The organism is Streptomyces sp. NPDC005805 (assembly GCF_040630445.1).
Taxonomy (GTDB): Bacteria; Actinomycetota; Actinomycetes; order Streptomycetales; family Streptomycetaceae; genus Streptomyces.
Window position 1 is genome coordinate 19,956 of sequence record NZ_JBEXXN010000071.1, and the last position, 12,292, is coordinate 32,247.

Annotated in this window: 10 protein-coding genes; 3 read left to right on the forward strand and 7 right to left on the reverse strand. The window is 76.3% G+C overall.

What is annotated here, in order from left to right; all coding sequences use genetic code 11:
- Positions 1-155: 155 nt before the first annotated feature.
- Complete coding sequence (lipA, locus tag ABZ457_RS27685; protein WP_359162726.1) at positions 156-1,109, reverse strand: lipoyl synthase; 954 nt, start codon at positions 1,107-1,109, stop codon at positions 156-158.
- Between the two features lie 154 nt (positions 1,110-1,263).
- The gene (gene lipB / locus ABZ457_RS27690; protein ID WP_359162729.1) at positions 1,264-2,073 is read right to left on the reverse strand and encodes a lipoyl(octanoyl) transferase LipB; all 810 of its coding nucleotides are present in this window, start codon (positions 2,071-2,073) and stop codon (positions 1,264-1,266) included.
- A 377-nt stretch (positions 2,074-2,450) separates the two neighbouring features.
- Here lipB and ABZ457_RS27695 point away from each other — a divergent pair, with 377 nt between their 5' ends.
- On the forward strand, positions 2,451-3,953 hold the full coding sequence (locus tag ABZ457_RS27695) for a regulator (protein ID WP_359162733.1): 1,503 nt from the start codon (positions 2,451-2,453) through the stop codon (positions 3,951-3,953).
- Between the two features lie 1,195 nt (positions 3,954-5,148).
- Here the strand turns inward: ABZ457_RS27695 and ABZ457_RS27700 are convergent.
- A complete protein-coding gene (locus tag ABZ457_RS27700; RefSeq protein WP_359162736.1) occupies positions 5,149-6,489 on the reverse strand; it encodes an NAD(P)/FAD-dependent oxidoreductase in 1,341 nt (446 codons plus the stop codon).
- A 394-nt stretch (positions 6,490-6,883) separates the two neighbouring features.
- Positions 6,884-7,783: a TIGR01777 family oxidoreductase gene (locus tag ABZ457_RS27705; protein WP_359162739.1), complete on the reverse strand. Its 900-nt coding sequence runs from the start codon at positions 7,781-7,783 to the stop codon at positions 6,884-6,886.
- 198 nt (positions 7,784-7,981) lie between these two features.
- On the opposite strand from ABZ457_RS27705, the gene ABZ457_RS27710 reads away from it, so the two are divergent.
- On the forward strand, positions 7,982-8,470 hold the full coding sequence (locus ABZ457_RS27710) for a GNAT family N-acetyltransferase (protein ID WP_359162751.1): 489 nt from the start codon (positions 7,982-7,984) through the stop codon (positions 8,468-8,470).
- A 40-nt stretch (positions 8,471-8,510) separates the two neighbouring features.
- On the opposite strand, the gene ABZ457_RS27715 is transcribed toward ABZ457_RS27710, so the two are convergent.
- Positions 8,511-9,077 (reverse strand): DUF4240 domain-containing protein, encoded by a 567-nt coding sequence (locus ABZ457_RS27715; protein WP_359162754.1) that lies wholly within the window; start codon positions 9,075-9,077, stop codon positions 8,511-8,513.
- A 145-nt stretch (positions 9,078-9,222) separates the two neighbouring features.
- Between ABZ457_RS27715 and ABZ457_RS27720 the strand changes: the two genes are divergently transcribed.
- The gene (locus ABZ457_RS27720; protein WP_359162742.1) at positions 9,223-10,167 is read left to right on the forward strand and encodes an SDR family oxidoreductase; all 945 of its coding nucleotides are present in this window, start codon (positions 9,223-9,225) and stop codon (positions 10,165-10,167) included.
- Positions 10,168-10,203: 36 nt separating this feature from the next.
- Here the strand turns inward: ABZ457_RS27720 and ABZ457_RS27725 are convergent, their stop codons facing one another.
- Entirely contained in the window at positions 10,204-11,169 is a 966-nt protein-coding gene (locus ABZ457_RS27725) for a WYL domain-containing protein (RefSeq protein ID WP_359162745.1), read from the reverse strand.
- Between the two features lie 56 nt (positions 11,170-11,225).
- Positions 11,226-12,044, reverse strand: a complete 819-nt coding sequence (locus ABZ457_RS27730) for a MerR family transcriptional regulator (protein WP_359162748.1) — start codon at positions 12,042-12,044, stop codon at positions 11,226-11,228.
- Positions 12,045-12,292: the final 248 nt, after the last annotated feature.

Consider the following 12,292-nt stretch of genomic DNA (forward strand, 5'->3'; position numbering starts at 1 on the left):
GGCGAGTAATGGCTTGTGCGCGACTTCACACAGTCGCGAACCGTGCCGCAACCTACGCTGCCGCTCGGCTCCGCCGTGCTGTGCCCGTGGTCGGGCTCCGCCTCGCCTCCGCTGCGGCCGCGTGCCCGCCCTCGTTCCTCGGGCGGACCCGCAACCTACGCTGCCGCTCGGCTCCGCCGCTCCATCGCCTGCTGGAAGAGGCGACCCGCCCGGTACGACGACCGGACCAGCGGGCCGGACATCACGCCGGAGAAGCCGATCGTGTCCGCCTCGTCCTTCAGCTCGACGAACTCCTGCGGCTTCACCCAGCGCTCGACCGGGTGGTGGCGCACCGAGGGACGCAGGTACTGGGTGATCGTGATCAGCTCGCAGCCCGCGTCGTGCAGGTGCTTCAGCGCCTCGCTGACCTCCTCGCGGGTCTCGCCCATGCCGAGGATCAGGTTCGACTTGGTCACCAGACCGGCCTCCCGGGCCCGGGTGATGACCTCCAGCGAGCGCTCGTAGCGGAAACCGGGGCGGATGCGCTTGAAGATCCGCGGCACGGTCTCGACGTTGTGCGCCAGCACCTCGGGGCGGGACGAGAAGACCTCGGCGAGCTGCTCGGGCACCGCGTTGAAGTCGGGGATGAGGAGCTCGACCTTGGTGTGGCCGCCCTCGCGCTCCGCCGTCATCGTGTGGATCTGGCGGACGGTCTCCGCGTACAGCCAGGCGCCGCCGTCCTCCAGGTCGTCGCGGGCGACGCCGGTGATCGTGGCGTAGTTCAGGTCCATCGTGACCACGGACTCGCCGACGCGGCGCGGCTCGTCGCGGTCCAGGGCCTGCGGCTTGCCGGTGTCGATCTGGCAGAAGTCGCAGCGCCGGGTGCACTGGTCGCCACCGATGAGGAAGGTCGCCTCCCGGTCCTCCCAGCACTCGTAGATGTTGGGGCAGCCGGCCTCCTGGCACACCGTGTGCAGGCCCTCGCTCTTCACGAGGCTCTGCATCTTCGTGTACTCGGGACCCATCTTCGCCCGCGTCTTGATCCACTCGGGCTTGCGCTCGATGGGGGTCTGGGCGTTGCGGACCTCCAGACGCAGCATCTTGCGTCCGTCGGGTGCGACTGCGGACACGACCGGCTCCCTACAGCTTCGATTCTTCGGCGGACACCAGGGTACGCCCGTTAAAAGTGCGGCCTTACGCTTGGCCAACCCATGGCCCGGGGTGCGCATTCCCGGCCCCGCCCGTGCGGCGCGGCCCGTGCCCCCGGTCCGGCGGCGGGCCCCGTCAGGCGGGCGCGGTCTCGATCTCGCGGGGCTTGGGCTCCGCGCTCTCCAGTACCTCGCGCAACCGGCGCTCCAGCACGGGCAGCACCTCCTCGATGGTCACGTCCCGGCCCAGCTCGTTCGCCAGGGAGGCGACGCCCGCGTCACGGATGCCGCAGGGCACGATCCGGTCGAACCAGGTGTTGTCCGGGTTCACGTTCAGGGCGAAGCCGTGCATGGAGACGCCCTTGGCGATCCGGATGCCGATGGCCGCGAGCTTGCGGTCCTCCCGGCGCTGGCCCGCGTTGGACGGCGCGTACTCGGGGCCGTTCAGCCTCGGGTCGAACTCAGGGTCCTGGATCCGGGGGTCGAAGTCCAGGGAGAGCCCGCCGGGCAACGGGCGCTCCTCGACCGGGTCGCCGAGGACCCACACCCCGCTGCGGCCCTCCACCCGGCTGGTCTCCACGCCGAACTCCGCGCAGGTGCGGATCAGCGCGTCCTCCAAGCGGCGGACGTGCGCGATCACGTCCACCGGGCGGGGCAGCTTCAGGATCGGGTAGCCGACGAGCTGGCCGGGGCCGTGCCAGGTGATCTTGCCGCCGCGGTCGACGTCCACGACGGGGGTGCCGTCCAGGGGGCGCTCGCTGTCCTCGGTGCGCCGGCCGGCGGTGTAGACGGGCGGGTGCTCCAGCAGCAGACAGGTGTCCGGGATCTCGTCCGCGAAGCGGGCGGCGTGGACCTCGCGCTGCTTCTGCCACGCCTGCTGGTACTCGACGGCGTCCGCGCCGAATCCCAGTCGGACGAACCGCAGCTCACTGGCGGGCTCACTCACGGCGGTGCCTCCCTCGCACGATCGCCCAGCAGTCAACCGGGCCCATGCCACTGTACGGCGGTCGCGGAGGTGCCCACCGGGCAGGTGCCTACCGGTCGGTTCACCGCCGGTCCGGGCCCTGGCCGGGCCGCCTGACGCGCGCCGGGCCCGTTCCGGTGCCGCCTCCGCTCCGCGCCCGGTCCCGCGTCAGCTCCGCGTTCATCGGTGAGGCCGATCCTCACACGATCGGATGAATGTGGGGCGAAGGCGGCGGAAAGACCTGGTCGGGCCGCTAAATTCGCGCCGTTCCTCCCCCCAGGGCTTCGCATGGTTCGCGCATGGGAGGTACCCCCCCCGTGGGCTGCTCCCGGCCCGGAAGGCAGGAGACCCGACAGCAGATGACGGAACGAGCCCCACAGCGCACCCCCAACCGGCAGCTCGCCGCGCTCATCGCGGAGGCGGGCTTCTCCCATGCGGGGCTCGCCCGCAGGGTGGACCAGCTCGGCCTCGAACACGGGCTGGACCTCCGGTACGACAAGACCTCCGTGACCCGCTGGCTGCGCGGGCAGCAGCCGCGCGGCACGACCCCGGCGCTGATCGCCGAGGTGTTCACCCGCCGCCTCGGCCGCCGGCTCACCGCCCAGGACCTGGGGCTGGACGCCTGCGCCCCGGTCTACGCGGGCCTGGAGTTCGCGGCCACCCCCGAGGAGGCCGTGGACATCGTCAGCGGGCTGTGGCGCAAGGACTCCGGCAGCCACGGGGAGCTGCGGAAGATCGCGTTCACCCCGGCAGGCCTGGTCGTGCCCAGCCGCGACTGGCTGATCGGACGGGCCGACGAGCGGGTCGGCCGCACCGAGGAGCGCCCGGGGGAGCGCGGCGGGGACCGCCCCGGGGACCGCGGCCGCGGCGAACCCCCGGCCGCCGCCCTCGGCCGGGTCCCCGCCCAGGGCACCCGCGCGGCGGTCCCGCGCCAGCGCGGCGCCGAGCGCGGGCCCGGACAGAAGGTCTCCGGCGGCGACGTGGCCGCCCTGCGCTCGGTCGGGGAGCTGTTCCGCGCCCTCGACGACGCCTACGGCGGCGGCCACGCCCGCCAGGCCCTGGTGCGCTATCTGGAGCACGAGGCCGAGCCGATGCTCCGCGGGACGTACGGGGAGACCCTGGGCCGCCGCCTGTTCGCCGCCGCCGCCGATCTGACCCGGCTGGCCGGCTGGACCTCCTACGACATAGCGGCCCACGGGCTCGCCCAGCGGTACTACGTGCAGGCCCTGCGGCTCGCCCAGGCCGCGGGCGACCGGGCGTACGGCTCGTACGTCCTCGTCACGATGAGCCGTCAGGCCGTCTACCTCGGGCACGGGCGGGAGGCCGTCCAGCTGACCCGGGTCGCCCAGCAGGGCGTCGGGTCCGCCGCGCCGCCGCTGGTGCAGGCGCTGCTGCACGCGGCCGAGGCGCGCGGGCACGGGGTGCTGGGCGACGCCCGCGCCTGCAACGCCGCCCTCGCCCGCGCCGAACGCGCCCTGGAGTCCGCCCGCCCCGGCGACGACGTGCCGCACTGGGCCCGCGCGTACGACGAGGCCCAGCTCGCCGACGAGATCGGCCACTGCCACCGCGACCTCCAGCAGTACCGCTCGGCGATCCGGCACGCCGAGCGCGCCCTCCAGCTCCGCGCCCCCGCCTTCGCGCGCAGCCGCCTCTTCAGCCGGGTCGTGCTCGCCTCGGCCCGGCTCGGGCTCGGCGAACTGGAGCAGGCGTGCGCACTGGGCGCGGAGGCGGCCCTCCAGGCGTCCGAGATGCGCTCGGTGCGTGCGACGGAGTACGTCCGCGAGTTCGAACGCCGCCTGGAGCCCTACCGCGACGCGGGCCCGGTCCGCACGTATCGCGACCGGGTCGCGGCGCTGGGGTGACCCGGCCGGGTGCCGCTGCACGGTCCGGGCCCGCGTCGGCGGGGCCTGCCCCGCAGGGGCCCGGGTCGCCAGACGGGTCCTTCCGGGCGGGTCCGGACCCGCCCTGGACGGCGGCCGCCGCGCTCGGGCGGTCGGCCCCGCGCGGCGGTAGCCGCGTCTCGCGGTCGTAGTCGCTGGGAACCACATCACCCATGCCGCACCGGGTGCGGCGGGTCGGCACGGTCTGCCGTGCACACCGTGCCCGGTGGGACGGGCCTGGTAGGACATGTGCTCAGCGCGGATTCGGCCGCGCCCGGAACGGAGGCAGCGGCGCTCCCCCGCTCGCGGGGACGCCACCGCCTGCCCCCGGGCCGGATGGCCCGGGACCGCCATCGCTCCGACGGGACCCGTGCCGGTCGGAGCGACGACGACCCCGGGCACGCGCACCCAGGCGGGGCGTGGCCCGCCTCTGAGACGATCCGCCGCGGCGGGGCGGTGGCCCACCCCGGCACACCCGCACCTGCCCCGGCCGTGCGGTGACCCGGCTTCCGAGGCGACCCGCCCTCGGTGCGCCTGCACCCGGCCAGGGCTGGGCGAGGCCCGCGCCCGATGCGGCCCGCTTCCGGCGCGCCCACCCGGCCGGACGGCCCGGGACCGCCATCGCTCCGACCGGACCCCCGTGCCGGTCGGAGCGGCGCCGGACCGGGCGCACCCGCACTCGGCCGGGCGCGCCCCTCCCCGAGCCGACCACCCCCGTCGGGGCGGCGTGCGTGCGGGGGAGCCGCAGGGGCAACGGGCGTGAGTACCCTGCCTGCTCGGCAAGCGGGCCGGTGCGGCGTCCCGCAGCCGGGCGCGGGCCGGGGCCTGCCTCCGGGCCCTGCTCCGCGTGCGCGCTCTCGGGCTCGTCTCTGCCGGACTCTGCCCCGGGCGGCGTCTCCCGCCCCCGGCCGGGGCCGAGGGACGGCCCGTGCCCCGAGGTGACCTGCCCTCGGCCCGCCCCACCCCACCCCGCCCCACCCCGGCCCGCGCTGTCCGGACGCAGGCCCGCCCCAACCAGCCCCCGTGCCGGTCGGGGCGGGCCCGGGAACACCGGCACTCGGCCGGGCGCGCCCCTCCCCGAGCCGACCACCCCCGTCGGGGCGGGCCCGGGAACACCCGCCCCCGGCCGAGCGGCGACCCGCCCCGAGCCGCCCGCCCCCGGCGCGCCCCGCGCGCCTCAGGCCACCGCCGCCGGGACCGACGGCGTCGCGTAGCCCGGGCGGATGCCGAAGTCCGTCAGGACCCAGCGGGCCGCGCGGCGGCCCGAGAAGAGGGCGCCCTGGACCGTGGCCGTGTCGCGGTGGGCGCCGCAGACGTAGAGGCCGGACAGCAGCCGGACCGGGCGGCGCGGGTCGTGTGGTGGGGGCATCGCGGCGACCGCCTCCGGGTCGTGGTGGACCGTCAGCAGTTCCCAGTCGTCGGTCGGCGTCCCGTACAGGGCCGCCAGATGGCGGCGCACCGCGCGATCCGTGTCCTCGGGCGGCGCGCCCAGGACCGTCGAGGAGATCAGCGCCCGGCCCGCCGGGGCCCGGGAGGCGTCGACCTCGCTCATCACCGCCGTGTACCCGACCGGGCCGCCGCCCGTGGCGTCCAGCACCAGCGAGGGGTCCCGCAGCGGCGGTTCGGGCGCCGTGTGGTGCACCACCGTCACCGGGCGGAACGCGGGCACCCGCAGCCCCGGCAGCAGCGCCGCCGCCGAACGCGCGTCCGTCGCCACCAGGACCGCCCGGCAGGAGACGACCCCGTGCCCGGCGGTCGTCACCCGGTTCACCGCCACGTCCGTGACCCGGACCCCGGTCCGCACCGTCCCCTCCGGCAGGGTCGCCGCGAGCAGCCGCGGCAGGGCCTCCGCCCCGCCCGCCGGTACGCACAGCCGGCCGCGCGCGTACCCGCGCAGCACCAGGTCGGCCACCCGGCTCGATGTGGCGAGGTCCGGGTCGTGGAGCAGCGCCGCGAGCAGCGGGCGCAGAAAGCCCCGGACCGTGCGGGTGGGCAGGCCGCGCCCGTACAGGGCGTCCGCCGCCGGGAGTTCGGGCAGCGCGTGCAGCCGGTGCACCGGCGACCCGCCCAGCCGCACCAGGGACGCGCTCAACCGCGCCTGGTCGAGCTGGCGCGGCCGGGGGGCGCTCGCCAGGGCGCGCGCGACGGTGAATGCGACCCCCACGCCCCGGGGTCCGTGCGCCGCGCCCCGGCCGCCCGCCCGCAGCGCGTGCGGGGAGCTGCCGACCTCGCCGGTCCGGTGCAGTTGCTCCCCGTCGTGCACGAGGACGCCGGGGGAGAAGGCGCGCAGCTCCGCGTCCCGCAGCGCCGGTATCCGCCGCAGTTCGGGTAGCGCGGTGCTGAGCAACTGCCCGCCGCGGTCCAGGTGGAAGCCGTCCAGGTGCTCGGTGCTCATCCGCCCGCCGACGACGGGGGCCGCCTCCAGGACGCGGACGGTGACGCCCGCCGCGGTCAGCCGGTGGGCCGCGGACAGTCCGGCGAGCCCGGCGCCCACGACGACGACGTCCGCGTGGTCCACGCTCCGTTCGGCGGAGGCGGGAACGGGGGCCGGAGCCGGGGCCCGGGCCGGGACGCCCGCCGGGGGCGGCGCGGTGGCGGGCGGCTCCGCCCCGCCCCCGCCGCCCTGGTCCGCCGCCCGGTCCGGGCGCCCCGGACGGTCGGCGTGGTGTGAGTGATCCGCTGCACGTGCGGTGCTGAGCACAGTGCCCTCCCCGAGGTCGGCGCGGCCGCTGGGGGGCTCATGCCCCCGACGGGCCCGAGGAATACCCGAGTCCGGGTCGAGGGTAGGCAGCCCGGCCGGGTGCCGAGATCGCGCACACCGCGGGGCATCGGTGCGCCGGGGGCGCACGGCCCGCCCCGCACGCCGCCCGCCGGGCCTCCCGCGCGCCGCCCGCCGTACGCCCCGTGGCGGGCTACCGCAGCGCCGCCCGGATCGCGTCGTCGATCCGGGGGAACGCGAACGAGAAACCGGACTCCAACAGGCGCACCGGCAGGGCCCGTTGGCTGCTCAGCACGTCCGAGGCCATCTCGCCGAGGACCGTCCGCAGCACCGGCGTCGGCACGGCGAACGCGGTGGGCCGCCGCAGCACCCGCCCCATCGCGGCCGTCACCTCACGGTTCGTCACCGGCTCCGGCGCGGTCAGGTTCACCGGCCCGGACAGGGTGTCCGTGTCCAGGATGTGCCGCAGGGCCGCCACCTCGTCGTGCAGCGCGATGAAGCTCCAGTACTGCCGGCCGCTGCCCAGCCGCCCCCCGAGGCCCGCCTTGAACAAGGGGAACATCCGCCCCCACGCGCCCCCTTCGCGCGCCACCACCAGACCGGTGCGCGCGTACGCCGTCCGCACCCCCGCCTCCCGGGCCGGGGCCGCGGCCTCCTCCCACTCGACGCACACCCCGGGCAGGAAGCCCTCCCCGGGCGGGGCGTCCTCGTCCACCGGCCGGTCGCCGGTGTCCCCGTAGTAGCCGACCGCGCTGCCGCTGACGAACACCCGGGGCGGCACGTCCAGGGAGGCCACGGCCTGAGCGAGGGCGGCCGTGCCGAGGACCCGGCTGTCGCGGATCTCCCGGCGGTACTCCGGCGTCCAGCGGTGGTCCCCGACGCCCGCCCCGGCGAGATGGACCACCGCGTCGCAGCCGCCGAGCCCGGCCACGTCCACGTACTGCCGCTTCGGGTCCCAGGTGACCTCGTCCCCGGTCCGCGCGGGGCGGCGCACCAGCCGCACCACCTGGTGGCCGTCCTTGCGCAGGGAGCGGACGAGGGCGCTGCCCACCAGTCCGGACGCGCCGGACACGGCGATTCGAGACTTCTCCATGACGCCATCCTGCCCGCTCGTCCCCCGTGCAACAGTGGTGGCATGCCCGAGCCGCACCACGACAGCGACCCCGCGATACGACGCCCCGCGACCGGACCCGGCCCCGCGAGCGCCGCCGCGCCCCCGCCCGTCCCCGAGCCCCGGGACGCCCAGGCACCCCCGCCCCCGACCCCGGCTCCACAGGACACGCCGCCCCGGGTGACCGTCCGGGGCGCGCGCCCCTCCGACGATGTGCCGCTCGCCGCGCTCGACCGCGCGGTCTGGTCCCCGCTGCACGCGGTGACCCCGCGCCCCGAGCCCCCGTACCCGCCCTTCTTCGACGCGGCCCACCGCCCCGAGGACCACCTCGTCGCCGAGGGCGCGGACGGGTCCCTCCTCGGATATGTGCGCCTGGTGTGCCCCACCCCGCTCGCCTGCAATCGCCATGTGCGCCAGATCCAGGGCTTCGCGGTCGCGGCAGGCGCCCGGGGGCAGGGGATCGGCGGGGCGCTGCTGCGGGCCGCCTGCGCGGAGGCACGGCGGCAGGGCGCCACCCGGATCACTCTGCGGGTGCTGGGCCACAACACCCCGGCCCGCGCGCTCTACGAGAAGGAGGGCTTCCGGGTGGAGGGCGTGCTCCCGGGGGAGTTCGTCCTCGACGGGCGCGCCGTGGACGATGTGCTGATGGGCCGCTCCCTGACCGCCTGAGCCCCCGGGAGCCCCCCGGCCGGGCCCCGTCGTGCCTCGCTCAGGCCCCGTCGTCGCCCAGCGGGACGCCGCCCGTGCCGCCGGGCCCGAAGCGCTCGTACAGCGCGGGCACCCGGCGGGCCAGGGCCTCCTCGTCGGTGAGGTCGAGGGGGGTGCCCGCGGGCTCGCCCGGCTGGAGCGGAATGCCGAGGTCCGGTGCGTCGAGGCCGGTCAGTCGCTCGTACGCGTCGTCGGCCGCGTAGCCCAGCTCCTCACCGTCGCCGTCCACGTCCTCGTCGAAGTCGTCCAGCAGTTCGGCGAGGGAGTCGGCGTCGTGCACCGCGCCCTCGAAGACCTCCCGGCCCTGGCCGATGAGCCAGCAGCGGAAGCCGTCGAAGTCCTCCTCGCCCGCGCCCTCCGCGCCGCCCAGCAGCACGGCCGCGGCGGCCCGCAGGTCCCAGGTGTACGCGCGGTTGCAGCGCGCCTCGAAGTGGCGGGCGAAGTCCAGCACGGAGTCCGGGTCGAGCTGGAGCAGCCGTTCGGCGAGCAGGTCGGCGTGGTCCTCGGGGTCGCCGCCGGCGGCCTCGCGGGTGGCGTCCACGATCTCCCAGAACTCCGTCTCGTCCATCACGGGACAAGCATCGGCCCCGGCGGGTGGCCGCGCACGCGGAGCCACGGCGGGACACGGCCCGTTCGGCCGTCCGTGCGGTCGTCCCCGCCACCGCCCCGCAATGCCGACAGAAGATGTCCGGTTTCCGTGGCACGTTCGCGGTATGACGACGAACGAGAACGACACCCCCGCCCCCGCCGGCCGCCCGCTCGCCGGGCGGATCGCCCTGGTCGCGGGCGCCACCCGGGGCGCCGGGCGGGCCATCGCCGTACAGCTCGGCGCGGCCGGGGCGACGGTCTACGCCACCGGCCGCACCACCCGTGAGCACACCAGCGAACTGGGCCGGCCCACCGAGACCATCGAGGAGACCGCCGAGCTGGTCACCGCGGCGGGCGGGGAGGGCATCGCCGTCCCCACCGACCATCTGGAGCCCGGGCAGGTCCGGTCCCTCGTCGAGCGGATCGACCGCGACCACGGCCGGCTCGACATCCTCGTCAACGACGTCTGGGGCGGGAACCCGCTGCTCGACTTCGACACCCGGATGTGGGACGTCGACCTCGACCGCGGACTGCGGATGATCGACCTCGGGGTGCGCACCCACATCATCACCAGCAGCATCGCCCTGCCCCTGCTGGTGCGGAACCCGGGCGGACTGGTCGTCGAGGTCACCGACGGCACGGCCGAGACCAACCGGGGCCTCCGGGAGAACTTCTACTACGACCTGGCCAAGAACGCCCCGCTGCGGATGGCCTTCACCCTCGGCGAGGAACTGAAGGGGGTGGGCGCGACCGCCGTCGCCGTCACCCCCGGGTTCCTGCGCTCCGAGGAGATGCTCGACCACTTCGGGCTGACCGAGGAGAACTGGCGGGACGGCATCGACAAGCAGCGGCACTGGGCGCTCTCCGAGTCGCCCGTCTACCTCGGCCGCGGGGTCGCCGCCCTCGCCGCCGACCCGGACCGGGCCCGCTGGAACGGCCTCTCCCTGGACAGCGGCCGCCTCGCGCGGGAGTACGGAGTGACGGACGCGGACGGCAGCCGCCCGGACGTCTGGGGCTACCTCCTGGCCGAGCGGGCGGGCGGCTCCCCGTCCGTCGAGGACCACCGGTAGGACCGGCCCGGCCCGGCCCGGCGCGGCGGGCGCGGGTCAGCCGTAGCGGGCGTGCAGGGCCCGCGCCGCCGCCGCGAAGCGTTCCCGCAGATCGGCCGGTTCCAGGACCTCCGCCTCCGGGCCGAGGGAGAGCAACTGGGAGTACGCCACGTCCGGGGACTCGACCGGGAGCACGGCCGTCACCCGGCCCTCGGCGTCCGGCGGGGGCGCGGCGGCCAGGGCCTCGGTCGCCGCCGCCCGGTCCGTGACGTACGGCAGCCGGGCCGCGCCCGCCTCCGTCAGCCGCACCACCACCTCGGCCCGCAGCAGGGAGCGCGCGAACCCGGCCGCGCGCTCCGCCCAGAACGCGGGCAGATCGAAGGTCTCGTCGCGGTCGAAGGCGGTCCCCGCGGGCTCGACCCGGGTGAACCGGTCGATCCGGTACACCCGGAACACTCCGTCCACCCGGGCGCACAGGTACCAGACTCCGGCCTTCAGCACGAGCCCGTACGGCTCCAGCTCCCGTTCGACCTCGGTGTCCCGGCGGCGGTAGCCCGCCCGGATCCGGCGGTCCGCCCACACCGCCTCCGCGACCGGCGGCAGCGCCTCGGGGGTGCGGGGCTCCTGGTACCAGCCGGGCGCGTCCAGATGGAAGCGCTGCGCCGCCGACTCCGGGGCGTCGCGCAGGGAGGGCAGCAGGGCGGCCGCCACCTTGAGGCGGGCGGCGGACGCCGCGTCCTGGAGGCCCATGTCCCGCAGCGCGCCCGGCAGTCCGGACAGGAACAGGGCCTCCGCCTCGTCCCGGCCCAGGCCCGTCAGACCGGTGCGGTAGCCGCCGACGAGCCGGTACCCGCCCGCCCGGCCCCGGTCCGCGTAGACGGGGATGCCGGCCTCGGACAGGGCGGCCGCGTCCCGGGTGACGGTCCGCTCGGACACCTCCAGCTCACGGGCCAGCTCGGCGCCCGTCATGGCGGGCCTCGCCTGCAGCAGCAGCACCATCTTGATCAGCCGGGCAGCGCGCATCCCCCCATCATGGCCCAGGTCCGGGCCGCCCCCCGGACCCGGACCGTGACGGACCCTCAGACCAGCGGCTGCTGGAGCTCGGTCACCCACTGCTCCCGGTCGTCGGGGACCTCCAGATAGACCTCGCGGGCGTACCCCGCCGAGCGGTCCCCGCCCGCGTCGACCCAGCGGGCCAGGGTCTGCTCGGTGGCGAGGACCCCGTCCATCGGCCCGCGGTGCACGATGGTGGCCGCGCGCTCCACGGCCGGGAGGTCGGCGACGGCGAAGCCCTCGCCCGCCTCCTGGTCCGGGGCGACCTGGCAGCCGGCGTGCACCAGGACCGACCCGTCACCGCTCGGGGCGTCCTCGTAGTACGCGATGCCGGGGCCGGTCGTGGTGACGCCCTCGGCCGACAGGCGGCCGAAGAGCTGCTCGTACAGCGGCCCGATCACCGGGCCGATGTGCCGGGGGTCGTAGCTGGCGGCGGTCGCGGACAGTTCCGCGACGCGCACCGCCGGAAGGCTCTTGACCATGACGTCCTGGCCGGGCATGTGTCCCTCGCTCTCGATGGACCGGAGCCTCGCCTCGACCTGCGCCAGCCGGGCGGCCGCCGCGGTCATCGACTCCTCCAGCTCCGCCCGTCGCAGCAGCAGCATCCCGCGCAGCTCCTCCGGACCGAGCCGGTCCTCCAGAATCCGCCGCACCTGCTGGAGCGTGAAGCCGAGATCCTTGAGGGCGACGATCCGGTTGAGCCGGTCGAGCTGGGCCGCGGAGTAGTGGCGGTAGCCGGTGACAGGGTCGGTGCGCTCGGGGCGCAGCAGCCCGATGGCGTCGTAGTGGCGCAGCATCCGGGCCGATACGCGGCCGTGCCGGGCGAAGTCTCCGATGGTGAACATGACGTCTCCCAGTGCACGGCTTCACACGGTGTCAAGGTCAAGCATGACCGCGCGCCGCCCCGCCGGACCCGGAAACGCCCGCCGGGGACCCGCCGGACCCGGGAACGCCCGCCCGGGAACGCCCGCCGGGAACGCCCGCCGGGAACGCCCGCCGGGAACGCCCGCCGGGAACGCCCGCCGGGAACGCCCGCCGGGGCCGGAGATCGGAACAGCGTCGTGACGGGAAAGAGTGTCCGACCAGGGGGGTA